Source organism: Pigmentiphaga aceris, assembly GCF_008119665.1.
GTDB classification, from domain to species: domain Bacteria; phylum Pseudomonadota; class Gammaproteobacteria; order Burkholderiales; family Burkholderiaceae_B; genus Pigmentiphaga; species Pigmentiphaga aceris.
This window is the reverse complement of record NZ_CP043046.1, coordinates 4,696,802-4,722,917: the sequence shown is the minus strand read 5'-3', so window position 1 is coordinate 4,722,917 and position 26,116 is coordinate 4,696,802. Positions and strand designations below refer to the sequence as shown.

19 protein-coding genes are annotated in these 26,116 nt (G+C 62.4%); 8 read left to right on the top strand and 11 right to left on the bottom strand.

Translation table 11 applies throughout. From position 1 onward, the window contains the following. The first annotated feature begins 6 nt into the window (after positions 1-6). The 6 genes from argG (at position 7) to FXN63_RS20435 (ending at position 8,219) form a co-directional block, all read left to right on the top strand. On the top strand, positions 7-1,344 hold the full coding sequence (gene argG, locus FXN63_RS20460; RefSeq protein ID WP_148816994.1) for an argininosuccinate synthase: 1,338 nt from the start codon (positions 7-9) through the stop codon (positions 1,342-1,344). A gap of 236 nt (positions 1,345-1,580) precedes the next feature. After that, positions 1,581-3,179 (top strand): ABC transporter substrate-binding protein, encoded by a 1,599-nt coding sequence (locus tag FXN63_RS20455; RefSeq protein WP_148816993.1) that lies wholly within the window; start codon positions 1,581-1,583, stop codon positions 3,177-3,179. 3 nt (positions 3,180-3,182) lie between these two features. Then, on the top strand, positions 3,183-4,124 hold the full coding sequence (locus tag FXN63_RS20450; RefSeq protein WP_148816992.1) for an ABC transporter permease: 942 nt from the start codon (positions 3,183-3,185) through the stop codon (positions 4,122-4,124). Positions 4,125-4,218: 94 nt separating this feature from the next. Beyond that, complete coding sequence (locus FXN63_RS20445; RefSeq protein ID WP_246165248.1) at positions 4,219-5,040, top strand: ABC transporter permease; 822 nt, start codon at positions 4,219-4,221, stop codon at positions 5,038-5,040. Continuing rightward, a complete protein-coding gene (locus FXN63_RS20440) occupies positions 5,037-6,746 on the top strand; it encodes an ABC transporter ATP-binding protein (RefSeq protein ID WP_246164914.1) in 1,710 nt (569 codons plus the stop codon). Before FXN63_RS20445 ends, FXN63_RS20440 begins: the two co-directional genes overlap by 4 nt. A 9-nt stretch (positions 6,747-6,755) precedes the next feature. Next, positions 6,756-8,219 carry an N-acyl-D-amino-acid deacylase family protein gene (locus FXN63_RS20435; RefSeq protein ID WP_148819621.1) on the top strand — a complete coding sequence of 488 codons (1,464 nt, stop codon included), beginning with the start codon at positions 6,756-6,758 and terminating at the stop codon, positions 8,217-8,219. A gap of 108 nt (positions 8,220-8,327) precedes the next feature. On the opposite strand, the gene FXN63_RS20430 is transcribed toward FXN63_RS20435, so the two are convergent. The 10 genes from FXN63_RS20430 to FXN63_RS20385 form a co-directional block, all read right to left on the bottom strand. Beyond that, positions 8,328-11,087 carry a nitrate reductase gene (locus tag FXN63_RS20430; protein ID WP_148816991.1) on the bottom strand — a complete coding sequence of 920 codons (2,760 nt, stop codon included), beginning with the start codon at positions 11,085-11,087 and terminating at the stop codon, positions 8,328-8,330. Positions 11,088-11,129: 42 nt separating this feature from the next. Next, the gene (locus tag FXN63_RS20425; protein WP_148816990.1) at positions 11,130-12,413 is read right to left on the bottom strand and encodes an NAD(P)/FAD-dependent oxidoreductase; all 1,284 of its coding nucleotides are present in this window, start codon (positions 12,411-12,413) and stop codon (positions 11,130-11,132) included. Then, positions 12,410-12,820, bottom strand: a complete 411-nt coding sequence (gene nirD, locus FXN63_RS20420; RefSeq protein WP_148816989.1) for a nitrite reductase small subunit NirD — start codon at positions 12,818-12,820, stop codon at positions 12,410-12,412. The genes FXN63_RS20425 and nirD overlap by 4 nt, the downstream gene beginning before the upstream one ends. Before the next feature lie 70 nt (positions 12,821-12,890). Continuing rightward, positions 12,891-15,449 carry a nitrite reductase large subunit NirB gene (nirB, locus tag FXN63_RS20415; RefSeq protein ID WP_148816988.1) on the bottom strand — a complete coding sequence of 853 codons (2,559 nt, stop codon included), beginning with the start codon at positions 15,447-15,449 and terminating at the stop codon, positions 12,891-12,893. An 11-nt stretch (positions 15,450-15,460) separates the two neighbouring features. Then, entirely contained in the window at positions 15,461-16,798 is a 1,338-nt protein-coding gene (locus tag FXN63_RS20410; RefSeq protein ID WP_148816987.1) for an MFS transporter, read from the bottom strand. 392 nt (positions 16,799-17,190) lie between these two features. Beyond that, on the bottom strand, positions 17,191-18,714 hold the full coding sequence (locus FXN63_RS20405; RefSeq protein ID WP_148816986.1) for a tripartite tricarboxylate transporter permease: 1,524 nt from the start codon (positions 18,712-18,714) through the stop codon (positions 17,191-17,193). Next, complete coding sequence (locus FXN63_RS20400; protein ID WP_148816985.1) at positions 18,711-19,154, bottom strand: tripartite tricarboxylate transporter TctB family protein; 444 nt, start codon at positions 19,152-19,154, stop codon at positions 18,711-18,713. Before FXN63_RS20400 ends, FXN63_RS20405 begins: the two co-directional genes overlap by 4 nt. A 17-nt stretch (positions 19,155-19,171) precedes the next feature. Continuing rightward, entirely contained in the window at positions 19,172-20,155 is a 984-nt protein-coding gene (locus tag FXN63_RS20395) for a Bug family tripartite tricarboxylate transporter substrate binding protein (RefSeq protein WP_148816984.1), read from the bottom strand. Positions 20,156-20,311: 156 nt separating this feature from the next. After that, positions 20,312-21,727: a sensor histidine kinase gene (locus FXN63_RS20390; RefSeq protein ID WP_148816983.1), complete on the bottom strand. Its 1,416-nt coding sequence runs from the start codon at positions 21,725-21,727 to the stop codon at positions 20,312-20,314. Continuing rightward, a complete protein-coding gene (locus tag FXN63_RS20385; RefSeq protein ID WP_148816982.1) occupies positions 21,708-22,373 on the bottom strand; it encodes a response regulator in 666 nt (221 codons plus the stop codon). The genes FXN63_RS20390 and FXN63_RS20385 overlap by 20 nt, the downstream gene beginning before the upstream one ends. A 418-nt stretch (positions 22,374-22,791) precedes the next feature. Between FXN63_RS20385 and aroG the strand changes: the two genes are divergently transcribed. Together aroG and FXN63_RS20375 are read left to right on the top strand one after the other, a co-directional pair. After that, entirely contained in the window at positions 22,792-23,865 is a 1,074-nt protein-coding gene (gene aroG, locus FXN63_RS20380; protein ID WP_148816981.1) for a 3-deoxy-7-phosphoheptulonate synthase AroG, read from the top strand. A 98-nt stretch (positions 23,866-23,963) separates the two neighbouring features. After that, positions 23,964-24,767: a MipA/OmpV family protein gene (locus FXN63_RS20375; RefSeq protein WP_148816980.1), complete on the top strand. Its 804-nt coding sequence runs from the start codon at positions 23,964-23,966 to the stop codon at positions 24,765-24,767. An 82-nt stretch (positions 24,768-24,849) separates the two neighbouring features. Here FXN63_RS20375 and FXN63_RS20370 read toward each other — a convergent pair whose 3' ends face one another. Then, entirely contained in the window at positions 24,850-26,109 is a 1,260-nt protein-coding gene (locus FXN63_RS20370; RefSeq protein WP_148816979.1) for a hypothetical protein, read from the bottom strand. Between the last annotated feature and the right edge of the window lie 7 nt (positions 26,110-26,116).

Here is a 26,116-nt window from a genome sequence, read left to right as displayed (position 1 = left end):
CGAAAAATGGCAACGATCCTTCAGCACCTTCCCGCCGGCCAAAAAGTCGGCATAGCCTTTTCCGGCGGCCTGGATACCAGTGCCGCACTCCACTGGATGCGCGAGAAGGGAGCGGTGCCTTACGCGTACACGGCCAACCTCGGCCAGCCGGATGAGCCCGATTACGAAGAAATTCCGCGCAAGGCCATGGCCTATGGCGCAGAAAACGCACGCCTGGTCGACTGCCGCCAGCAACTCGCGGCCGAAGGTATCGCCGCGTTGCAGGCCGGTGCCTTCCATATCTCGACCGGTGGTCTGACGTACTTCAACACCACGCCGCTGGGCCGTGCCGTCACCGGCACCATGCTGGTCGCAGCGATGAAGGAAGACGACGTCAATATCTGGGGCGATGGCAGCACCTACAAGGGCAACGACATCGAGCGCTTCTACCGCTACGGTCTGTTGGCCAACCCCGAACTGAAGATCTATAAGCCCTGGCTTGACCAGCTGTTCATCGACGAGCTTGGCGGTCGCGCCGAAATGTCGGCTTACATGAGCGCCGCCGGTTTCGCCTACAAGATGAGCTCGGAAAAGGCATATTCGACCGATTCGAACATGCTGGGTGCCACCCATGAAGCCAAAGACCTGGAGTTCCTGAACAGCGGCATCAAGATCGTGCAGCCCATCATGGGTGTGGCGTTCTGGCGCGACGAGGTCGAGGTCAAGCGTGAAGAAGTCACGGTTCGCTTCGAACAAGGCGTGCCGGTTGCACTGAACGGCGTGGAATACCCCGACCTGGTCGAATTGATGCTGGAAGCCAATCGCATTGGCGGCCGTCATGGTCTGGGCATGAGCGACCAGATCGAAAACCGCATCATCGAAGCCAAGAGCCGCGGCATCTACGAGGCCCCGGGCCTGGCGCTGCTGTTCATCGCTTACGAGCGTCTGGTTACCGGTATCCACAACGAAGACACCATCATGCAGTACCGTGACAACGGTCGCCTGCTGGGTCGTCTGCTGTATCAAGGCCGCTGGTTCGACCCGCAAGCCCTGATGCTGCGCGAAACCGCCCAGCGCTGGGTGGCACGTGCCATCACCGGTGAAGTCACCCTGGAACTGCGTCGCGGCAACGACTATTCGATTCTGAATACCGTGTCGGAAAACCTGACCTACAAGCCCGAGCGCCTGACCATGGAGAAGGGCGAATCGACCTTCTCGCCGGCCGACCGTATCGGTCAGCTGACCATGCGCAACCTCGACATCGTCGATACCCGCGAAAAACTCATCGTTTATTTCAAGAGCGGTTTGTTGTCGATGGGCAGCGGTGCGGGTTTGCCGCAATTGAAAGGTCCTGACGAGAAGTAAATCCAGCAGCATCGCGCCCCGGACATGTCTTGTCCGGGACTGGATCTGAAAAACCCATGCCTTTCGTGCATGGGTTTTTTTTCGCCCGTGATTCAGGTGTGGCCGGATGAGTCGGCGGTGGGCATAATCGGCAGCTGCGTCCTGGCCCCCAGGGGCCGGCCCCTGCCTGTCCGAGTGCTACCAGAACCCGGATATCGCCCTCCCGTTCACCTACTTCTTACCAGGAAGTCCCCGTGATGTCGTCCACGTCAAAAACTCTTCGTGCAATTTCCGTAACGTCGCTACGTGCTGCGTTTGCCATCGGGGCGCTTGCATGGGGGGCGGGGGCCGGGGCACAGACGATCACCGCCGTGATGCAATCGGGGTTGCGGGTGCTGGACCCGATCCTGAGCACCGCCTTTATTACCCGAAATCATGGCTACATGATTTATGACACCTTGTTCGGCACGGATGCCAATTACAAGATCCAGCCGCAGATGGTGGGTAAATGGGATGTGTCGGCCGACAAGAAAACCTACGTCTTCACCTTGCGCGACGGCCTGAAATGGCACGACGGCGCGCCGGTGGAAGCCGAAGACTGCGTTGCGTCCATTAAGCGCTGGGCAAAGAACGATGCCGCAGGCCAGTTGTTGATGCCGATGGTGTCCGAGATCAAGGCCATCGACGCCAAGTCGTTCCAGGTGGTGCTGACCGAACCCACCGGCCTGCTGATGGAAGGGCTGTCGAAACTCAGTTCCAGCCCCGCATTCATGATGCCCAAGCGCATTGCCGAAACGCCGTCATCGGAGTCGGTCAAAGAGTTCATCGGCTCTGGGCCGTTCAAGTTCGTGGCCTCTGAGTTCAAGCCCGGCCTGAATGTGGTCTATGAGAAGAACCGCGACTACGTGCCGCGTAGCGAACCTTCCAGCTGGACGGCCGGTGGCAAGGTGGTGAACGTCGACAAGGTGCAGTGGGTCAGCATGCCGGACCAGATGACGGCCGTGAATGCCTTGACCAATGGTGAAGTGGATTACATGGAGCAGGTGCCGTTCGACCTGTTGCCGCTGGTTCAGGCCAACAACAAGGTCAAGGTCGATACGCTGGATCGTCTGGGCAGCTGGACCTACTACCGCTTCAACCATCTGCAAGCGCCATTCGACAACAAGAAGGTACGGCAGGCAGCCCTGTACGCGGTCAGCCAGGAACGGGTACTGCAAGCGCTGGTTGGCGACGCCAAGTATTACAAGACCTGCGCGGCAGTCTTCGGCTGCGGCAACCCCTACGCCAACAACTACGGTGCAGACATCGTGGTTCCGGGCAACATCGAAAAAGCCAAGGCCTTGTTGAAGGAGTCGGGTTACGACGGCACGCCGGTCGTCATCCTGCATCCGACCGACATTGCCATTTCCGCCGCCCAGCCCGTGGTCATCGCAGACGCGTTGCGCAAGGCCGGATTCAAGGTGGACCTGAAGGCCATGGATTGGCAGACCGTGGTGACGCTTCGTTCCAGCCAGAAACCGGTATCGGAAGGCGGCTGGAGCATCTTCTCCACCTACAGCAACCTGGCCACCAGCGGCGACCCGGTGGGCAACTCGACCATTGCGTCGGCGGGCAAGAAGTCCTGGGCCGGGTGGCCTGACGTGCCGGAAATCGAGGCACTGCGCCTGCAATTCACCAAGGCTACCGAGGTGTCCGAGCGCAAGGAAATCACGGCCAAGATCCAGAAGCTGGCGATCGATGAAGGCGTGGTCGGCCCGCTTGGCCAGTTCGTCATTCCTGCTGCCTATAGCACCAAGCTGACCGGGGTGCTGGATTCCCCGGTGACCGTGTTCTGGAACATCAAGAAGGGCCAATAAGGCATGTTGGCCTACATTGCGCGGCGTTTGCTCGCCACGCTGCCGGTCATGGCCATGGTTGCGGTGGTGGTGTTTGCGATCCTGCGCCTGACGCCGGGTGACCCGGCGGCCATCATCGCAGGCGACGATGCCACCAACGAAAAGCTTGCGCTGATTCGAACCAGCATGGGCCTGGATCTGCCGATTCATCAGCAGTTCACGCACTGGGTCGGTCAGCTGCTGCGCGGTGACCTGGGCACGTCCTTGCTGTCCGGCACGCCCGTGCTGGACATGATTGCAGACCGGGTCGGCCCGTCGCTTGCGCTGGGTATCGGCACCATGGTGCTGACGGTGATCATCGCCATCCCGCTGGGTGTCATCGCTGCCTGGAAGCAGGGCAGGTTGCTTGATCGCAGCATCATGGTGTTCTCGGTCTTCGGCTTCTCGGTACCGACGTTTGTCATTGCCTATCTGCTGATCTACCTGCTGGCGATTCAGCTGGGCTGGTTCCCGGTGCAGGGCTATCGACCCTTGAGCGCCGGGTTCTGGCCGTTTGCCCAGCGGCTGTGGCTGCCGATCATGGCGCTGAGCGCGGTGTACGTGGCCCTGATCGCCCGGATCACGCGCAGCAGCGTCATCGAGGTGATGAACGAAGATTTCATTCGCACCGCACGCGCCAAGGGTGCGCATGAAGGCGTGGTCTTGATGAAGCATGCACTACGCAATGCGGCCGTGCCCATCCTGACCGTGATCGGCATCGGGGTGGCCTCGCTGATCAGCGGGGTGGTCGTCACGGAAACCGTCTTCAATCTGCCTGGTCTGGGTCGGCTGGTGGTCGAGGCGGTGCTGGCGCGTGACTATCCGGTGATTCAGGGCCTGATTCTGCTGTTCTCCCTGATCTACATTTTCATCAACCTGACGGTCGACGTGCTGTATTCCGTTTTCGATCCGCGCATTCGCTACTGAGAATTTCGTGTCCGCCATCGATCCACACGCGCCGACCGACGCCGGGCCGGGCAGTCCTGCCGAGGCGAGCCGCCTGAGCGCATTGGCGGCAACGCTGAAGCAGGCCTTGGCTAGTGTTCCGGTTGCCATCGCCTTTGTCGTGTTGTGCGTGGTGGTCCTGATGGCAATCTTCGCCCCGTGGCTGGGCACCACCGATCCCACCGCCATCGATCCGGCCTCGCGGCTGCGCAGCATGTCGGCCGAGCACTGGCTGGGCACTGATGCCTTCGGGCGCGATACCTGGTCACGGGTCTTGTACGGTGCCCGGGTGTCCTTGTTGGTGGGCCTGGGCGCATGCCTGGCCAGCCTGGCGCTGGGCATGGTGATCGGCGTCATCGCCGGATATTTCCGGTCGGCCGACGGCATCATCATGCGGATCATGGACGGCATCATGTCGATTCCCAGCATCTTGCTGGCCATCGCCCTGGTGGCCTTGAGCGGCGGCACGCTGTTCACCGTGCTGGTGGCGATCACCGTGCCCGAAGTGCCGCGTGTGGTGCGGCTGGTGCGCGGCGTGATCCTGTCGGTACGCAGCGAGTCTTACGTGGAAGCCGCTATTTCGTTGGGCACCCGCACCCCGAGATTGTTGTTTCGTCACATGGTGCCCAACACCATTGCACCGCTGATCGTGCAGGGCACGCATATCTTTGCTGCCGCCATTCTGATCGAGTCTACGCTGAGTTTTCTGGGTGCCGGCTTGCCGCCCGCCATTCCCTCATGGGGCAACATGATGGCCGAGGGGCGCATGTACTTTCAGCTCAAGCCCGGCCTGATCGGCTACCCGGGCATCGTGCTGGGCCTGACGCTGCTGAGCGTGAACATTCTGGGCGACGTGTTGCGTGACGTGCTCGATCCCCGCATGGCGCAACGCTCATGAGCCAGTCGATGACAGATCACGCGGCAGATCACGCCGGGCAGGCGTCAACCGGAAAATGGGTGCTTGAAATCGAGGGGCTGTCGGTTCGTACCGGCAGTGCTGGTAGCCCTGGCAGCCCGGGCGGACGCGAACTGATCCAGAACGTGAACCTGCAAATCGCGCCGGGCGAAACCCTGTGTGTGGTGGGGGAGTCCGGGTCGGGCAAGTCGGTGACCTCACTGGCCTCGATGGGCCTGCTGCCCAAGGGCCTGCAAGCAAGCAGTGGCCGCATTTTGCTCGATGGCGAAGACGTGCTGAGGGCCAGCGAGAAGCGCCTGCGTGCGTTGCGCGCCACCCGCATGGCCATGATTTTCCAGGAGCCGATGACCGCGCTCAATCCGGTCGAGACCATCGGCGAACAGATCGACGAGGTGCTGCGCATCCACAGTTCGCTGGGTAAACGTGCGCGCCGCGAACGGGTGATGGACATGCTGGCCTCGGTGCACATCGCCGAGGTGCGCCGTGTCTACGATTCCTACCCGTATCAGTTGTCTGGCGGGCAGCGGCAGCGGGTGGTGATTTCGATGGCGCTGATTCTCGAACCCAGGCTGCTGATCGCCGATGAACCGACGACCGCGCTTGACGTGACCACACAGAAACAGATTCTGCTGCTGATCCGTGAGCTGCAGGAAAAGTACGGCACGGCGGTGCTGTTCATCACGCACGACTTCGGCGTGGTGTCCGATATTGCCGATCGCATCGTGGTGATGAACCAGGGCAAGGTGATCGAGGTCGGCACCCGGGACGAGATTCTGGCGACGCCAAACATGCCGTACACCCGCATGCTGGTGTCGTCCGTGCCCAGCCTGATTCCCCGGCCCGCTCGTGATATTCAAAGCGAGGTCGTGCTGAACGTCACCGGGCTGGAAAAAACCTATTCCACCCGCCGCCTGTTCAAGGCCGTTGATGTGGTTCGCGCCGCGCAAGACGTGAACTTCAGTCTGCGGCGCGGCGAAATACTCGGTATCGTCGGTGAGTCGGGGTCGGGCAAGTCGACCGTGGCGCGCTGCGTGGTGCGTTTGCTTACGCCCAGTGGCGGGGCCATACGCATTCAGGATCAGGACATCGCCACGCTGTCGGGCCCGCGCCTGCACCCGCTGCGCCAGCGTTTCCAGATCGTGTTCCAGGACCCGTACCGCTCGTTGAACCCGCGCCTGAACATTGTCGATTCACTGGTCGAAGGACCAATGAACTTCGGTGTGCCCAGACACGAGGCCGAGGCCCGTGCGCATGAACTGATGGAAGTCGTGGGATTGGATGCCAGTGCCATGCGCCGTTATCCCCACCAGTTCTCGGGTGGCCAGCGGCAACGCATCTGCATCGCCCGCGCACTGGCGTTGCGGCCAGACATTCTGGTGGCTGACGAGGCGGTGTCTGCGCTGGATGTGTCGGTGCAGGCACAGGTGCTCAGGCTGCTGGACGACATCCGCGAACGCACCGGCATTGCGGTCTTGTTCATCACGCACGACCTGCGGGTGGCTGCGCAGGTCTGCGACACCATCGTGGTGATGCAGCAGGGGCGTATCGTTGAAGCCGGGCCGTCGCACCAGGTGCTGACCACGCCGCAACGTGATTACACCCGAGCCCTGATCGCGGCCGCCCCCGGCCGGGACTGGGACTTCCAGAACTTCCGGCCGGTGTCGCCGGTTTCCGTCCAATCCGTCTAGAAGCGAATGATGACCTCTCATTACGATGTGCTGATCCGCCATGCCTCGATTGTCGATGGCACCCGTGCCCCACGTTTTGAAGGCGACATTGCGATTCTCAAAGACCGCATTGCTCGCGTGGGCGACCTGGGCGATGCAACGGCCGATCTGATCATCGACGCCACCGGCCTGGTGGTGGCGCCCGGGTTCATCGACGCGCATACCCATGACGACCGATTGATGCTGTCTGATGGTGACATGACACCAAAGGTCAGTCAGGGCATCACGACCATCGTTGGCGGCAACTGCGGAATCTCGTTGGCCCCCATGCCGCGTCCGATTCCCGATCCGGTCACGCCGCCGCTGAGCTTGCTCGACAACCAAGGCGGCTGGTTCCGCTTCCCGCGTTTTGCCGACTACATTGCGGCGCTCGAGCAGCAACCGGCAGCCACCAATTGCGCCATGCTGGTGGGCCACGCCACCTTGCGCGTCGCCACCATGAGCGATCTGAACCGCCCGGCCACGCCTGCCGAGATCGGCGCAATGCAGGCCCTGGTGACCGAAGCCCTGGACGCCGGTGCCATCGGCGTGTCGACCGGGCTGTCCTACGCGCCCGCGCGCGCGTCCACGACCGAAGAGATCATCGAAATCTGCGCACCGCTGACGGCGCGTGGTGCCCTGTACTGCACCCACATGCGCGACGAAAGCAACCACGTGGTCGAGGCGCTGGACGAGGCGTTCCGCATTGGCCGCGAAGTGGGGGTGCCAGTAGTGATTTCGCATCACAAAGTCACGGGCACGCCCAACTACGGACGCTCGGTCGAGACCCTGGCGCTGATCGAACGTCACATGAAGACCCAGCCGATCTGCCTGGACTGCTACCCGTACAACGCGTCGTCCACCGTGCTCACGGCCGACCTGATCGCCAGTTCCGCACGCATTACCGTCACCTGGTCGACCACGCTGCCGCAGTACGCGGGCCGTGACCTGGTGGATGTGGCCGCCGAGCTGGGCGTCAGCCAGGAAGAAGCCGTGGCCAAACTGCTGCCGGCCGGTGCCATTTATCACCGCATCGATGATGCCGACGTGCAGCGCATTCTGAAGTTCGATGAAACCATGATCGGGTCCGATGGCCTGCCGCATGACGAAAAACCACATCCCCGCCTGTGGGGCAGTTTCCCACGCGTGTTGGGTCACTACGGACGTGCGCTGGGGCTGTTCCCGCTGGAAACGGCGGTCTACAAAATGACGGGGCTGACCGCGAAGAATTTTGGCTTGGCCGACCGGGGGGTAATCCGCGAGGGTGCGTTTGCTGACCTGACCGTGTTCAACGCCGAGACGGTGGACGAAGGTGCAAGCTTCGCACGGCCGATGGTGCCGTCGATTGGCATCGAGACCGTGTTGGTCAATGGCGTGGTGGTCTGGCAGGACGGCAAGACCAGCGGTAACCGCCCGGGCCGCGTGTTGCGGCGTGAGGTGGCTGCGGCGGTTTGAATAAGGTGGCCGGGCGTCGAAATTGATCCCGATGCCTGAGCTTCATATCTGAGGCCCGCGCCTGGGTTCAGGACTACAAATCAAATCCCTGACACAGGCGTGCTTCCCTCAAGCCGCCTGTTCCACCACCGTCTCGGCAATCAGCCGCTTGATCTCCGGGATGCACGACCCGCAATTGCCGCCCGCCTTCACGCAAGCCGTGACTGCCGATGGCGTCGTCAAATTGCGCTGGCGGATGGCGTCGCAAATCGTGTTGCGACCAACCCCAAAGCAGGAGCACACAGTCGGTCCGGTGTCGGCCCCCTTGCGCATCGGTTGGCCCACCAGAATGCCGATCCGGTCCGTTTCCTCCAGTTCCGTCTTGTCGAACAGGCTGGCAAGCCAGCTGCGCGAGGGCAGGTCGGGCCGGGGCGACACGAACACACAGGCAATCACCTTGCCATCGACCACGTGCGCGGCACGATACACGCCAGCGGTGTTGTCTTCGTAATCCAGCCAATCCAGGTGGGCAGCATCCACGCCCAACAGTTCGCGTGCCCACGCGCTGCGATCTTCCACCACACCGCGACCAGCGAATTCCACGCGTGTGAATTGGCGTCCGGGCACGCGTGTCCAGTGGGCAAGTTTGTCAGCATCGATATGCTCGCGGCTCAGCACAAATCCGTACCAGTCGGCGCGGAATTCATCCACCCGGGCGGGCGTGTGTTTGAATTCCGGCTCGCCAGAAACCGGATCGACCACCGGGTTCACCAAGGCACCCACACGGGCGTCGGATGCGAATTGTGCTGTCCAGTGGATCGGGACGAATAGTTGTCCTCGGGCAATGCCCCCGCCGTGGCGTACGCGCGCCACCATCGCGCCCCACTTGGTCGATATCCGCGCCAAACCCCCTTCACGCACGCCGTGCATCAGCGCGTCTTGCGGGTGCATGTCCACAAAAGACTCGGCAATGTGTTCCGACAGCCGCGCCGTCTTGCCGGTGCGGGTCATGGTGTGCCATTGGTCGCGCACTCGGCCGCTGTTCAGCAGCAGCGGGAAATCTTCGTCGGCACTGTTGACCGGTGCACGCGGGTGGGTCGGCACGAAACGCGCACGACCGTCTGGATGCGAGAAGCGGCCATCCGAGAACAGGCGGATCGGGGTATGACTTGCATCGGCCGGCAAGGGCCACTGCACGGGTTTCATTGCATCGAAGCTTGCAGGCGACATGCCTGTCAGCGCACCGATGTCAAAGCGCCGGGCAATACCCTTGGACGGGTTTGCATCGTCAGCAACAAACGCGCTGTTCGCATGCGCGCTCAGTCGCGCATGTTCATCGAAGATGTCTGCCGGGCCTGTGAAGTCGAAACCGTCATAGCCCATGCGCTTGGCCACATCACTGATGATGCGCCAGTCGGCACGCGCCTCACCCGGGGCCGGCAGGAACGCGCGTTGACGGGAAATGCGGCGTTCCGAATTGGTCACCGTGCCGTCCTTCTCGCCCCAGCCCAGTGCGGGCAGCAAGATGTGCGCAAAGGCGCTGGTGTCGGTGTTTTCAACGATGTCCGAGCACACGACCAGTTCACATTTCGACAGCGCACGCTTGACCTGGTCGGCATCGGGCATGCTGATCACCGGATTGGTGGCCATGATCCACACGGCCTTGACCCGCCCGGCTTCGATTGCCTCAAACAGATCTACTGCTTTCAAGCCCGGCTTGTCTGCAATTGACGGTGACTGCCAGAAGCCCTGCACCAATTCACGGTGCGCGGGTTTGTCCAGGTCCATGTGGGATGCCAGCATGTTGGCCAGGCCACCGACTTCGCGCCCGCCCATCGCATTGGGCTGGCCGGTGATCGAGAACGGACCCATGCCGGCACGACCGATACGGCCGGTCAGCAAGTGGCAATTGATGATGCTGTTGACCTTGTCGGTGCCCGCCGAGGACTGGTTCACGCCCATGGAGAACGCGGTGATGACACGCTCGGTCTTGGCAAACAGACGGTAGAAGTCCAGCAGCGCCTGATGCTCGATGCCGCAACGGCGCGCAACATCTACGCTGTCGGCTTCGCCAGCGGCTGCGGTCAGTGTTTCGTCCATGCCGTGGGTGTGCTGATCGACAAACTTGGCATCGGTCAGTCCTTCACGTGCCAGGAAACGCAGCAGGCCATTGAACAGCCACACATCCGTGCCCGGCTTGACCGGCAAATGCATGTCGGCCATTTCGCAAGTGGCGGTGCGGCGCGGGTCGATCACCACCAGCTTCATGTTCGGGCGCGCCTCGCGTGCCGCCGTCATGCGCTGGAACAGGATCGGATGGCACCATGCCGTGTTCGATCCCACCAGCACGATCAGGTCGGTCTGCTCCAGGTCGGTGTAGTCGACCGGTACCAGATCTTCCCCGAACGCGCGCTTGTGGCCGGCAACGGCCGAGGACATGCAGAGCCGTGAATTGGTGTCGATGTTGGCGCTGCCGACGTAGCCCTTCATCAGCTTGTTGGCGACGTAGTAGTCCTCGGTCAGCAATTGGCCGGACACGTACAAGGCCACCGAGTCGGGACCGTGGGTGTCGATGATGCGACGAAAGCCCTCGGCAGTCGCCGTCAGGGCTTCGTCCCAGGAGACTGCCTGCAACGCGCTGCCCGGGCCTTCGTCGCGACGCTTGGGCTGCAATAGCCGGCCATCGAGGTCCAGCGTTTCGCCCAGCGCCGATCCTTTGACGCACAGACGGCCAAAGTTGGACGGGTGCAACTCATCGCCAGCGATGTCGACCCGCCCGTCGGGGTGGGGGGTGGCGCGCACGCCGCAGCCGACCCCGCAGTAAGGACAGGTGGTGCGCGTGGTGTGCGGAATACTGGGCTGGACAGGGTGGATGGCGATGACGGTCACGGCAGAGTCCAGTGCTGGGGCAGGGTGGTCAGAAAAGCAGGGTCAGGCAGCTTGCGCGGTGTCGGCAGCACGAACGCTGGCGGCGGTATTCAAGGCGGGGGATTTCACGTTGTCGTCGTCTGTTTCGCAGAAGGCTTGGCCGAACAGCAGCCGGTCGCGAATGCCCGTGACATTCGCGCGTTGCTGGATCAGGTCGAAGTACCAGTTGCCATCGCGCACGTCGCCGTACAGCACGGCCCCGACCAGTTGGCCTTCTTTCAACACCAGGCGTTTGTAGACGTCGCGTGCCGGGTCGCGCAGCACCAGGTCTTCCGTGCCGGCTTCACCGATGATGTCCCCCGCCGAGTACAGATCGATGCCCGTCACCTTCAGCTTGGTGGCGGTGGCCTGTTGCACATAACGGCGGTGTCCGGCTCCGGCCAGGTGGGCACCACACACACGCGCCTGGTCCCAGATCGGCGCAACCAGGCCGAACAGTGCGCGGCGATGCTGCACACATTCACCCACGGCGTAGATGCGCGGGTCGTAGGTCTGCAAGGTGTCGTCGACCACAATCGCCTGATCGCAATGCAGGCCGGCGGCACGTGCCAGTTCTGCATTCGGGCGAACGCCGATGGTCATCACGACCAGGTCGGCGTTGATCACGGAACCGTCACTCAGCTGCACGCCGGTGACCCGGTCTTCGCCAAGAATGGCGGCGGTGCTGGCTCCCAGCAGGAAGCGCAGGCCACGACTTTCCAGCGCCTGCTTCAGCATCGCCGCGGCCGGTTTGTCCAGTTGCCGATTCAGCAGTGCATCGGCCACGTGCAGCACGGTGACTTCCATGCCTTGGCGCAGCAGACCATTGGCAGCTTCCAGGCCCAGCAAGCCACCACCGATCACCACCGCACGGCGATGATCGCGCGCGGCCACCATCATGCTTTCGACATCCTGGATGTCGCGGAATGCAATCACGCCCGGCAAGGTGTTGCCCGGCACCGGCAGCATGAAGGGCTTGGACCCGGTGGCAATCAACAGCCGGTCGTAGGGCACCTCGATGCCGTCGCGCGAATGCACCTTGCGTTTGACTCGGTCGATGCGCGTGACCGGGTCACCTGCATGCAGCGTGATGCCGTTCTCTGCGTACCATTCACGCGGGTGCAGCATGATGTCGGCAATCTGCTTTTCACCCGCCAATACCGGTGACAGCAGAATGCGGTTGTAGTTGCCGTGCGGTTCGGCACCGAACACGGTGATGTCGTACAGATCAGGCGCGAGCGCCAGCAGCTCGTCGATGGTGCGCATGCCGGCCATGCCATTGCCGATGACGACCAGACGGGGTTTCATGCGAGCGCTCCTGCGTGCACGTCTTGGTGGGCTTCTGCGCTTTCCTCGTCATAGGCTTGCGTCTGCGCGCCGGCCTGTACCCACACCCGCCCGCCTTCGATGCGGGTCGCATAGGCGCGTACCGAATATTCAGGCGATTCCACGCACTCGCCCGTCTTCAAATCGAAGTGCTGTTTGTAGATGGGCGAGGCCACTACCACCCGTTCACCGATGCTGCCCACCAGCCCGCGCGACAGCACGGCTGCTTGCGAGGCGGGGTCGTAGTTGCCGATCGCAAAGACCTTTTCCTGCGCATGCTGCACATGGAAGATGGCGACTTGTTCCCCATCGATCAAGGCGCAGACGCCCGTGTCGGGCACGATGTCGGTCAGGTCGCAGACGGCCAACCAGGCATTATTGATGGACATGGCGTTTCCTTGTTTCACGGAGTTGCTGAAGACGGAAGAGGTCGCGGTTTGATTGCTCATGGAATGCATCTCACGCCGCGTTGACGACAACAATCGGAATCGAAATCTTGCGCGTGCCTTGGGTGCGGGCTTCGCGTTCAATCGGCGTGGCCGGGCGAATCTGGCCGCGTACTTCTTCGAACATCACGGTCTTGTCGGTCTGGTCGCTGTTCACGAAGTGACGGAAGCGCTTGCGGGTTTCCGGGTCTTGAACGGCCAGCTTCCACTCGCATTCGTAGGTGTCGACCACGTGCTGCATCTCGGCTTCCAGCTCGGCGGCCAGGCCCAGTGAATCGTCGATCACCACACGCTTCAGGTAGTCCAGCCCGCCTTCCAGGTTGTCGCGCCAGGTGCTGGTACGTTGCAGGCGGTCGGCGGTGCGCACGTAGAACATCAGCACGCGGTCGATGTAGCGAACCAGGGTTTCACGGTCCAGGTCGACGGCCAGCAGTTCGGCGTGGCGCGGCTTCATGCCGCCATTGCCACACACGTACAGATTCCAGCCACGCTCGGTGGCGATGATGCCGATGTCCTTGCCCTGTGCTTCCGCGCATTCTCGGGTGCAGCCCGACACGCCGAACTTGATCTTGTGCGGCGAACGCAGGCCCTTGTAGCGGTTCTCCAGATCGATGGCCAGGCCCACGCTGTCGTCCACGCCGTATCGGCACCAGGTGGAACCCACGCAGGACTTCACGGTGCGCAGTGACTTGCCGTAGGCATGGCCAGTCTCGAAACCGGCGGCAATCAGGGCTTTCCAGATTTCGGGTAGCTGGTCTACCCGAGCACCGAACAAGTCCACACGCTGACCCCCGGTGATCTTGGTGTACAGGCCATATTGCTTGGCGACCTGGCCGACCGCGATCAGGCCGTCTGGCGTGACTTCACCGCCCGGCATGCGTGGCACAACAGAGTAAGTGCCGTCCTTCTGGATGTTGCCCAGGAAGTAGTCGTTGGAGTCCTGCAGGCTGGCATGCTCTTTCTTCAGCACGAAGTCGTTCCAGCAAGACGCCAGAATGTTGGCCGCCACCGGTTTGCACACATCGCAGCCCAGGCCCTTGCCGTGCTTCTCCAGCAATTCACCGAAGCTGCGGATATTGCCCACACGCACCAGGTGATAGATTTCCTGACGCGAATAACGGAAGTGCTCGCACAGGTGGTTGTCCACCGCCATGCCTTGCTTTTTCATCTCCGCTTTCATGATCTGCGTGACCAGCGACACACAGCCGCCACAGGCCGTGCCTGCCTTGGTGCAGGTCTTCACCGCGCCAATGCTGGTTGCGCCGTCGCACACCGCCTGCGCGATCTGGCCCTTGCTGACGTTGTTGCACGAGCAGATCTGCGCAGTTTCTGGCAGGGCGTCCACACCCAGGCCCGGCTTGGCCTTGCCATCGGACTGCGGCAGGATCAGAAATTCTGGCGACTCGGGCAGCTCGATCTTGTTCAGCATCATCTGCAGCAGCGTGCCGTACTCGGACGCATCGCCGATCATTACGCCGCCCAGCAGGAACTTGCCGCAGTCCGACACCACCAGCTTTTTGTAGACCTGTTTGCGCTCGTCGGTGAACTGGTACGAACGGCTGCCGGGGGTGACTGCATGCGGGTCGCCCAGGCTGGCCACGTCCACGCCCATCAGCTTCAGCTTGGTGCTCATGTCGGCACCCTGGAAGCTGCCGGATTGGCCAAGCAAACCAGCCGCGACAATGCGCGCCATGTCGTAGCCCGGGGCCACCAGGCCGAAGATCTTGCCGTCCCACAAGGCGCACTCGCCAATCGCGTAGATGTCGGGATCGGAGGTCAGGCAGTTGTCGTCGATCTGAATGCCGCCGCGGGGGCCGACGGCCAAGCCGCTTTCGCGCGCCAGTTCGTCGCGCGGGCGAATGCCTGCCGAGAACACGATCATGTCGGTGTCCAGATGGCTGCCGTCGGCAAACTTCATGCGGTGCGTGCCGGCTTCGCCATCGACGATTTCAAGCGTGTTTTTCTGGGTGTGCACGGTGACGCCCAGGGCTTCGATCTTGCTGCGCAAGACGCGGCCGCCGCCGTCGTCCACCTGCACTGCCATCAGGCGCGGCGCAAATTCCACCACGTGAGTTTGCAGACCCAGGTCGACCAGCGCCTTGGCGCATTCCAGACCCAGCAGGCCGCCACCGATCACCACACCGCTCTTGCCGCGTGCACCGCATTCGCGCATGGCTTCCAGGTCTTCGATGGTGCGATAGACGAAGCAGTCGGCGCGATCCTTGCCGGGCACGGGTGGCACGAAGGGGTAGGAGCCGGTGGCAATTACCAGCTTGTCGTAGGGCAGCACTTCACCGGTAGACACGGTTACGGTGCGGGCCACGCGATCGATCGTGGTGGCGCGTGCGTTCAGGCGCAGCAGCAGGTTGTCGCGCTCGAAGAAACCGGCCGCAACCAAGGACAGGTCTTCAGCCGTCTTGCCAGCGAAGAATTCCGACAGATGGACACGGTCGTAGGCCGCGCGCGGTTCTTCGCACAGCACGGTGATGTCCAGGTGATCCATGCCGGATTCGGCCAGGGATTCGAGCAGCTTGTGGCCAACCATGCCGTGGCCGATGACGATGAGTTTCATGAAATTCTCTCTTAGGCGTGGACGCTGGTCGGACCGGCCAGGCCGATGTCTGATTGGTTGTCTGGTTTGTTGTCTTGCGATGCGTGCGAGGCGCTGAAGCGAATGGCCAGGGCGCACAGGGCCGATACCGCCACCAGCACGCCCAGCAGGGTGAGCGTCTGCTGCACGTCGCCGACGCCTTTCATCAGGAAGCCAGCGGCCAGGGCACCGACATTGCCGCCTGCGCCCACGATGCCAGCGACACCGCCCAGCGCCTTGCGGTCGATGAAGGGCACCAGCGCGTAGGTCGCACCGCAGGCCATGTGGGTGAACAGACCGAACACCAGCATGGCGATCACGGCAATGACTGCACCTTCGGCCTGCGCAAACCACAGCAGGCCCAGGCCCTCGCCCAGCATCAGCACAAACAGCAGCTTGGCGCGGGCGTTGAGCTTGTCGCCACGGGCCATGCGGTCCGACAGAAAGCCGCCCAGCGCGCGGGCGAACAGGGCAAGCAGGCCGAAGCTGGCAGCAGCCAGGCCAGCGGCTTTCAAAGAGAAACCGAAGTGATCGACGTAATAGATGGCGGCGATGTTGTGGATGAAGATTTCCACTCCGAAGCACGCGCCATAGGTGATGAACAGCAGCCACACACGGTAGTTGCCGCAGGCTGCGCGGAAGCTCGCCATGCCGCCTTTCTTGCCGCCTTCAATGGCCACGCCTTGCGCGCGCAAGTCCGAATAGTTGCCAGCCGGGCAGTCTTGCGTGAAGCGCCAGTACACCACCGCCATCACCAGCATCAGCAGGCCGGGTACGACCAGCGCCACACGCCAGCCGAAGGCTTGATCCACACCCAGCATCAGCGCGGCAGCCAGCAGCAGCGGCATCAGCGCCTGGGCGGCACCGCCGCCTGCGTTGCCCCAGCCGGCGGTGGTTGCGTTGGCCGTGCCGACCACGTTCGACGAGAACATCACCGAGGTGTGGTACTGCGTGATCACGAAGCTTGCGCCGACTGCGCCGATGCACAGGCGGAAGAACAGGAAGGTTTCGTAGCTCTGCGCAAACGCCACGCCAATGACCGGAATGGCACCGACCGTCAGCAGTGCGGTGTAGGTTGCGCGGGGGCCGTATCGATCGCACAGCGGGCCGATCAACAGACGCACCAGGATCGTGACCGATACCGCGGCGATGTTGATATTGGCGATCTGCCCGGGTGTCAGGTTGAATTCGCCTTTCAGCACCGGCATCAGCGGCGCACAGGCGAACCAGGCGAAGAAGCACACGAAGAACGCCATCCATGTCAGGTGGAAAGCGCGCATCTGCGGTGTGCGCAGCGTGAATAGGGCGATGCGTGTCGCTTGGCCGTTCATGAAGGCTGTCCCCAAAAGCAAAAGGCGTCCCGTGAAGGCAGTGTGAAAACCGCTTCAGGGGACGCCGTTGTCCGTGACGAGCCTGATTGTGTATTCAGGCCCGGATCAAAATCGTGATGAGTCGCCGTTGACTCGTCGATCAGGACTAATGCAAAGGTCGTGCCACTTTATGGATGAGCCGGAAAGCCTGATGAATCAACGTCTCTGGGGGAAGGGCCATGCCCTGGTTTGCTGCGCTGCAACGGGGCATGGCACGGTGACGGTGCGCCCGCTGCCGCATTCCGGTGCATCGGCCGATTCTGGCGATGCCCGAAAAGAAAGAGGCCGGGTGCTTGAAAACGGCAAAAGCCCTCTTCAATCACCCGGCCTCGTCGCCGTATCCGTTCAAGCCATCAAGCGGCGGTCTCGTCTCCCTTGTTCTTGCTCAGGCGTCTGACGACCATCGGGCCGATGACCACGGTCAGTGCCAACACCCACAGCACGATGGTCACGCCGCTGCCCCACAGAATCGATAGGTCGCCGTTGGTGATCGACAGCGCGCGGCGCAGGTTTTGCTCCATCATGTCGCCCAGCACCACGCCCAGCACCATCGGGGCCATGGGCATGTCCAGCTTACGCAGCATGTATCCGATGGTGCCGATGATCGCAACTGCCACCAGATCGAATGTCGTGCCACTGATGGCGTAGACGCCGATGAAGCTGATCGACAGCACACCCGGTACCAGCAGCCACGCAGGAATGCGCAGCATGGCGGCGAACACGCGCACCATCGGCACGTTCATGATGAACAGCATCACGTTGGCCACGAACATCGAGGCGATCAGGCCCCACACCAGTGCCGGTTGCTGGTCGAACAGCACCGGGCCAGGGGTGATGTTGTAGAGCGTCAGCGCACCCATCATCACGGCGGTGGTACCCGATCCCGGCACACCCAGCGTCAGCATGGGAATGAACGAACCGGTTGCCGCACTGTTGTTGGCTGCTTCGGGTGCAGTCAGGCCACGCATGTCGCCACGACCGAACTTCGAGTCGTTGTTGGGACGACGTTCGACATAGCGCTTTTCATTGGCATAGGCCACCGCCGACGCCACGCTGGCTCCTGCGCCGGGCAGCACGCCGATGACAAAGCCCAGCACCGAGCCGCGCACGGTTGCCCACCAGGTGAAAGCCATTTCCTGCAAGTTGAAGAGTTTGCGCTTGCTGGGCGGTACTTCGACATCCTTGCCCGACAGCTTGCTTTCCAGCATTTGCAGCAGTTCGGCAACGGCGAACAGACCAATCACCACTACCACGAAGTCCAGACCATCTGCCAGGTGCGGCATGTCGAAGGTGTAGCGATAGACACCGCTGTTGGCATCGACGCCAACCGTGGCAATGCCCAGTCCGATGGCTGCGGCCAGCACACCCTTGACGGGTTGTTCGCCCAGCAAGCTGGTCAGGGCGCAGAACGCAAAGACCATCAGCACGAAGTATTCGGCAGGGCCGAACGCAAGTGCCCAGCGTGCCAGGAATGGTGCAAACACCACGATGCCGGTGATCGCAACCAGCGAGCCGAAGAACGAGGACCAGGCCGACAGCGAAAGCGCCACGCTGGCCAACCCCTGGCGTGCCAGGGGGTAACCATCGATGGCCGTCATCACAGCGGCCGCTTCGCCCGGCACGTTGATCAGGATGGAGGTGATGCGACCGCCGTATTCGGCACCCACGTACACCGCTGCGAGCAGAATCAGCGCCGTGTCAGGCGGCAGGCCCATCGCGAAGGCAATGGGAATCAGCATGGCCACACCGTTGATCGGCCCCAGCCCTGGCAACACGCCAACAATCGTGCCGAAGAACGAGCCGACCAAGGCCACCAGCACATTGGTCAGTGAGAAGGCGACGCCAAACCCCAGCGCCAGATTATCGAGAATATTCACAGGAGGCCTCCCAGCAAGCCGGTGGGAAGCACCACGTCCAGGCCGCGATCAAACAGGAAGAACAGCATGACGCTCATACCGAATGAGCCGCCGACCACCTTCAGCCAGGTACCGCCGAAGAGGCGGCCCACCAGGCTGGCGATGATGGTGGTGGCGATGATGAAACCCAGCCATTGAAAGGACAGGGCATAGATGAATACCAGTCCGATCATGGCAATGATGCGCGGCGTGGCACCTGCCTGGTTCGGCTCGACTTCACCGCCACCCTTGAAGACCAGGCGCAGTCCACACAAGCCGATGATGGCCGAGAGCATCAGCGGGAAGGCCCGTGGCCCGACCGGTTCGTAGGCGAACGGCGCTTGCAGGCCATAGCCGAATACGAACAGGAACAAGGCCAGCGCCAGCGCGGCGATGCCGAGAATACGGTTATTGAGCGTCATCTGAGTTGCCGCCCGTCTTACTTGATCAGCTCGAACGAACGGGCCAGCTCACCGTAGCTCTTGACCTGTTCACGCACGTAGGTGTCGAGGGCTGCACCGGTAATGTTGAAGGGGAACAGGCCTTGCTTTTGTTGGGTCTGCGCGAACTCGGGCGTGGCCATCGTCTTGTCGAAGGCTTCCTTCCACCAGTTGTAGTCGGCGTCCGACACCTTGGGACCGACATAGAAACCGCGGATGATCGGCCATTCGATCGGATAGCCTTGCTCGGTGGCGGTTGGCACGTTGGCCAGGCGGCCCGGCAGACGTTCCTTGTGATAGACGGCCAGCACGCGGATCGGTGCGCCACCTTCCATCATGGTCATGGCTTCGGCTGCATCACCCATGTAGGCCTGGATATGGCCGCCGCGCAGGGCGGTTACCGCTTCGCCGCCGCCTTCAAAGGCAACGAAACGCATCTTCTTGTAGTCGACGTTGGCGGCGCGTGCCGTCAGTGCGGCCTTCATCCAGTCCTGGCTGCCGATCGAGCCGCCGGCACCCAGCACGATCTTGCTGGGATCAGCGCGGAAGGCTTCCATCAGGCTTTTCAGATCCTTGTAGGGCGAGTCGTCACGCACTACCGCAACGCCGTAGTCGGCGCCCACGGCCGCCACCCAGCGCACATCATCCACGCCATAACGACCGAACTTGCCCTGCGCCAGATTCAGCAGCGAACCGCCCGAGAAGGCAACGATGGCACCAGCATCAGCCGGACGCTGGCCGATGATGCTGTTGTAGGCGACCGCGCCCACGCCACCCGGCATGTAGACGATACGCATGGGCTTGGTCAGCGCCTTGGAATCGCGCAGCGCGGCCTGGGTCAGTCGACACGTGATGTCGAAGCCGCCACCGGGCTGTGCCGGTGCAATGCACTCCGGGCGATTCGGTTCGGCGGCGACGATGGGAGAGAAGCTGACAGCGGCGAGCGTGGCGGCCACAGCGGTATAGCGGATCAAGGTGCGCATGATGCGATCTCCAGAAATAACGGTGACCGGCGCTCTCTCGGTGGAGATTTTGTCGCACGGTCTCGAAAAGGTTCTGAAGACTAGCGATCCGTAGCTTTCGATCTGCTTTCAAAGCAGGGTTATTGCGGAGGCGCGAACGGCCACGGGTTTTCCCGCTTATATGGAGGTATGTACGGGCGCATCCGTGGCGAGTGCCTCGGGCCAGGCCAAGCCCATGCACAAACCGGTTGGCGTGCGTTGTGCAATCGTCAACTTGCCATGGTGGCGTTCGGCAATCGCATGCACGATGGCCAAGCCCAGGCCGACACTGCCTTGCTGTGGCCCGGGAACGAAGCGTTCACCTGCGCGTGCCAGTACTGCGGGCGGCAAGCCGGGGCCATCGTCCACCACCCACAAGGCGTATTCGTGATCTCGCTTTGCGCCGCTGAGCGTGACTTCGCTGCCGACCGGCGCATGGCGGATGGCGTTGTCGGCAAGATTGCTGAGCGCTTCGCGCAGCAAGCCTGCATCGCCCACCATGGCAACCGGGGTATCGGCGTCCACCCCCAGATCGATGCCACGCGAGCGCGCCAGCGGCAGCAGGCTGACGGCAACGTCGCGCAGCAATTCACCCATGTCGAAGGGGGCAGGGTGCAATTGCGCCGTGTCGCTGCGCGCCAGGGCCAGCAACTGGTTGGTGTTGCGGGTGGCGTAGTCCACCTGCTTGACCAGGGCCTGCAAGGTGTCTTGCAGTTTTGCCGGGTCGCGGATCAGCAGGGCGTAATCAAGCTGGGCGCGCAAGGTCGCCAGTGGCGTGCGCAACTGGTGCGATGCGTCGTCGACAAAGCTGCGTTGCTGCGTCAGCAGATCGTGGGTGCGGGCCATCTGCGTATTGATGGCCTGGACCAGCAAGGACACCTCGGTAGGCAGTCCTTCGGTGTCGATGGGCGCAACATCGGCAGGACGCCGCGCCTTGACTTCGTTCGACAGCCGCGACACCCGCGCGGTGGCCCACCGTGCGATCAAGGCCAGCGCCAGGATCACTGCCGCCAGCAAGATCGCGTCGCGCACGGCTGCGCGGCGGATGAACGAGGCGGTGAAGGCTTCACGCGATTCGGTGTTCTCGGCGACCTGAACGATCATCAGTTCACCGACATTGTGTGCACGCGGATCTTCAATGCGGCGCAGCAGCGAGCCTACGCGCAGCGTTTCACCAAAGTAGGTGGCGTCGTAGAAGCTGGGCTTGTTTTCATACAGCGGCCCGGTGGGCAGTGGTAGCCCCGCACTGCCGATTTCCACCAGGCCATTGAACGTGGCAAGCCGGAAGTACACACGGCCGCTGGCCGTCATCTCGAAGAACTCGAACAAGGTGTAGGGCTGTTCGATCGACATGCCGCCCGACGCAAAGGAGATATTCGCATTCAGCGAGCGCATCGCACCCAGCAGCGAGCGGTCATAGGCAGCGTTGGCAGCGTCCAGCGCCACGTAGCGAGTCAGCGCCAGCTCCACCCCCGCCACGACTACCACGGCCGGCATCAGCAGCGCCATCAACTGGGCGCGCAGGCTGCGCGGCTTAAACCGCTTCCAGTGCATAGCCCAGCCCTCGCAAGGTTTGAATGCGCACGCCACTGTGTTCCAGTTTCTTGCGCAGCCTGTGCACGATCACTTCGATGATCTCTGGCTGCACGTCATCGCCATCCTGAAACGCCCGCGACAAAATGTCTTGCTTGGACACCGGTTCACCGCTGCGGGTAATCAGTGAGGCCAACACGGCGTGTTCGCGCTTGGACAAAGGCAGCGGCTGCTGGGCCAGCGTGAATTGGCGGGTGACCGTGTCCAGCGCCAGCGGGCCGCAGGCCAGGCGCGGGTGCTCCGAGCCGCGTGCACGACGAATCAGCGCCGTCAGGCGGGCTTCCAATTCAGACAGCGCAAACGGTTTCACCAGGAAGTCGTCGGCACCTTCGTGCAGCGTGGCCACCCGCTCATTCAGCGAGTCGCGGGCAGTCAGCACCAGTACCGGCAGGCGCTGGTCGGCGGCACGCAGCTTGAGCAAGGCTGTGCGGCCGTCGATGCCGGGCAGGCCCAGATCCAGAATCAGCGCGTCGTAGCTGCGCGCCGCCAGGCTGGTTTCGATCAGGCGGCCGTCGTCGATCCAGTCGACAGCAATCCCCAATTCGTTCAACGCGCGGCTTAGCCACTCGCCCAGGTCGCGGTTGTCTTCGGCAAAAAGGATACGCATGGTTTGCTTGCTGGAAAGTACCGTCTGACGGCGGCGGGTGGGTATTGTGCATGTAGAACAGTGGCTCGCACGTGCCTTTCGGGTGTCTGGCGAGTGCCACGACGTGGGACCGCTTCATCGCGAGTCAGCCAAATTCCTTTGACTGCGACTTGCAGACGCACGCTGCACACTGATACCATCGGCACATGGTCCTCATCTCCCGTCCGTTTTATTTTTATTTTTACGGAATTCCAATGCCGCTGGCGGAGGAAGGGATGTGTCGCACCTGACAGGGGTGACAAACAAGCCCCCCGAAAAATAGCCGCCAGCTTCACTGGCGGCTTTTTTTTCGCCTGTCCATTTTTATCTGCTACCAAATTCGCTGTTCCCAGTTCGTTAATCGCCCGCATCACTACCGAAAAAGCCCAGGAGAAATACCGTGTCGCACAATACCGATGACTTGCGTATCCGCGAGATCAAGGAGCTGACCCCGCCGTCGCAGCTGATGAGCGAACTGCCTTGCACGACCGGGATTGCAAACACGGTCTATGAAGCCCGTCAGGCCATGCACCGCATCCTGCACGGCATGGACGACCGGGTCATCGTCGTGATCGGACCGTGCTCGATCCACGATCCGAAAGCTGCGCTGGAATACGCCGAGCGCCTCAAGGCGGAACGCACGCGCTACGCCGGTGAACTCGAAATCGTCATGCGGGTGTATTTCGAGAAGCCCCGTACCACGGTGGGCTGGAAGGGCTTGATCAATGACCCGGACCTGGACGGCAGCTGCAACATCAACAAGGGTTTGCGCACCGCGCGTGAACTCTTGCTGACGATCAATGACAAGGGCGTACCGGCGGGCTGCGAATACCTGGACATGATCACGCCGCAATTCATCGCCGACCTGGTCTCCTGGGGCGCGATCGGTGCACGCACGACGGAAAGCCAGGTGCACCGCGAACTGTCGTCGGGTCTGTCCTGCCCGGTAGGCTTCAAGAACGGTACCGATGGCAACGTCAAGATTGCTGTTGACGCGATCAAAGCCGCCTCGCAGCCGCACCACTTCCTGTCGGTCACCAAGGGCGGTCATGCTGCCATTGTGTCGACCCACGGCAACGAGGACTGCCACGTGATCCTGCGTGGCGGCAAGACGCCGAACTACGACGCGGCCAGCATTGCGGCGGCCTGCCAAGACATCGCCAAGTCGGGCTTGGCCCAGCGCATCATGATCGATGCCAGCCATGCCAACAGCAGCAAGAAGCCCGAGAACCAGCCTGCCGTGATCGACGATGTGTCGGCGCAGATGGAAGCGGGCGACCGCCGCATTGTCGGCGTGATGGTCGAAAGCCACTTGGTGGGTGGTCGCCAGGACCAGATCGAAGGCAAGCCCCTGACCTACGGCCAGAGCATTACCGACGGCTGCATCGACTGGGAAACCTCGCTGGGCGTGCTGGATCGCCTGTCGCGCGCGGTGAAAGCACGCCGCGTGACGGTCAGCGCAAGCGGGAAGTAAACTCGAGCGGTGATCTGCTGCCGACGCGCGCAACGCGGTCGGCAGCAGGTTTCGCCCTGCCACCCCAGCAGGTGGCTGACGAACTCGACGGACTGCTCATGCCCAACACCGCCTCCCTGTCTGCCGTCCTGAGCGCCATGCTCATGGTCACCGTGTTGCCGACTGCCTTTGCGCAAAGTACCGTACAAAGCACCGCACAAACCGCACCCCCAGCGTCCACCAGCGACTCCTTCTTCGGATTGGGTGTCGGTGTCAGCACTGACCGCAGCCCATATACCGGCGTCGGTTATGAAAACCACCTGATTCCCGTCGTCAGCTACGAAAGCCGCTTGTTCAGCATCCAGGGCAAGACGGCCGATGTGCACTTGCTTGGCGATGAACGCCTGTCGTTTTCTGCGCGCGCGGAATACGGGTTTGGTGATGGCTACAAGGGTTCCGATGCTCCCGCCCTGAACGGCATGAGCCATCGCAAGGAATCGATCTGGCTGGGTGGGGTGGTGGAGTGGGATGCCGGCTGGGCAGACCTGACCGCATCCTGGCTGGGTGATGCGTCGGGCCGCAGCAAGGGTCAGCAAGTGGGCCTGGGCCTCGAGCGCGATTTTCCGATGGGTCAGTGGCTGTTGACGCCGCGTATTGGTGCCATCTGGCAGGACAGCAAGTTTGTGGACTATTACTACGGCGTGCGCAGTTCTGAAGCGCGCCCCGGCCGTGCGGCCTATGCGGGAAAGTCGGCAATCAGTACGGAGCTTGGCGTGCGTGCGCAGTATTCACTGACGCCCAAACAAACGGTGTTTCTTGACTTGAGCGCCAATCGGGTCGGGTCCAGTATTCAGGACAGCCCCATCGTCGATCGCACGTGGTTGCCTGCGGTGCGGGCGGGGTATCTGTATCGCTTCAATTGAGCGGTCTGGGTGGGCTGGGTTTCGGTGGGCTGCTTGATTGCGCTGCCGAATTGAGCGGTTCAGTTGACCTGCGTTGATTGAACTACTGCGCTGAGGCCGCCGCTTCAGTGGTTGCACACGATAGCGGGCGGGCAGGCTCCTTGCCCGTCTGTGCCTCGTCAGACAGCGCTGCCTTCTGCAAATAGTGACGCATGCCTTCCTCGGTCAAGGTGAACCACGTCACGCCTTGATCCGGCCCCGGCAACCCAAGCGTGCCGGTCGTGCCCCACCTGGCATCCAGCGACAGCGTAGTGATGTGCAGCGCATCCTGCTCACCGATGTCCACACTGATGACCTGACCTTGCGCGGCGGGAATCAGTGCCTGACGATCCCGCACCATGATCTCGGCCTCGCGGACCGTGGCGGGCAGGCAGTCGGCCTGGGCAAGGATCTTGCCATCCGGGGATATCAGACGCGCAAAACCCTGGTCGCCCTGCCGTGTCCCGGTCAGCAGAAAGCGATTCACCGCAGGCATCCACGCCACTTGATAGGTGTAGTAATTCAGCTTGTCCAGCAAGCGCCCCAGCGGCACCAGTTTGCCGGTGGCAGGCTGCATCAAAGCCGCATGCAGACTGGCGTCGGTGCGGCCGCGAACGAACTGCTGCCACACCAGCAAGGCGCGATCAGGGGCACCTGCCAATACGGGCCACCATGCCCGCTTTCCGCTGGCGACATCGACGTGTCGAATGATGCGGCCCCGGGTATCCAGGAATGCCGCGTGCACGTTGTCGCCAGAGCCCAGGTTGTCCACACCGCCACCCGGCACCCAGCCTTCGGAGTAGAAGACCACGAACCCATCAGCCACCGCCGCAATGTGGCCGGAATGCCCACCGCTCAGAATGTCTTGTGGGTAGGCTTTGATGGGTTCCAGCCGCTGACCATACAGACCGAATCGCTGCGTCAGCACATCGCGTGCGTCGAAACCGTCTTCGAACGTCAGCATGATGGTGCCGTTGGCATGCTGGGCAACCGATACAGGTTCCTGTGCCTCGGGGCGGGAAATGAAGGTCTGGGGTGCTGACAGCGTGCCGCTTGCAGGCTGCCAAGTGGACACGTACACGTCGTGTGGCCAACTGCCGTCGGCATCCGCACCGCGTGGTGGCAAGCCTGACGCACTGTAGAAAATATAGTGGGCACCATCGGGTGCCCGGGCCGTGCCGATGCCGTGCATGAACGCACGTGGATCATCGGCGGCATGACTGGTAGGCGTGCCTGTGACAAGCGTGCCTGCAAGCAGGCACATAGCAAGCGTCAGCGCTGAACACAGACGCCGATGGGTAGGCAGCTGCGTGCGTATGCGCATGCCGTGG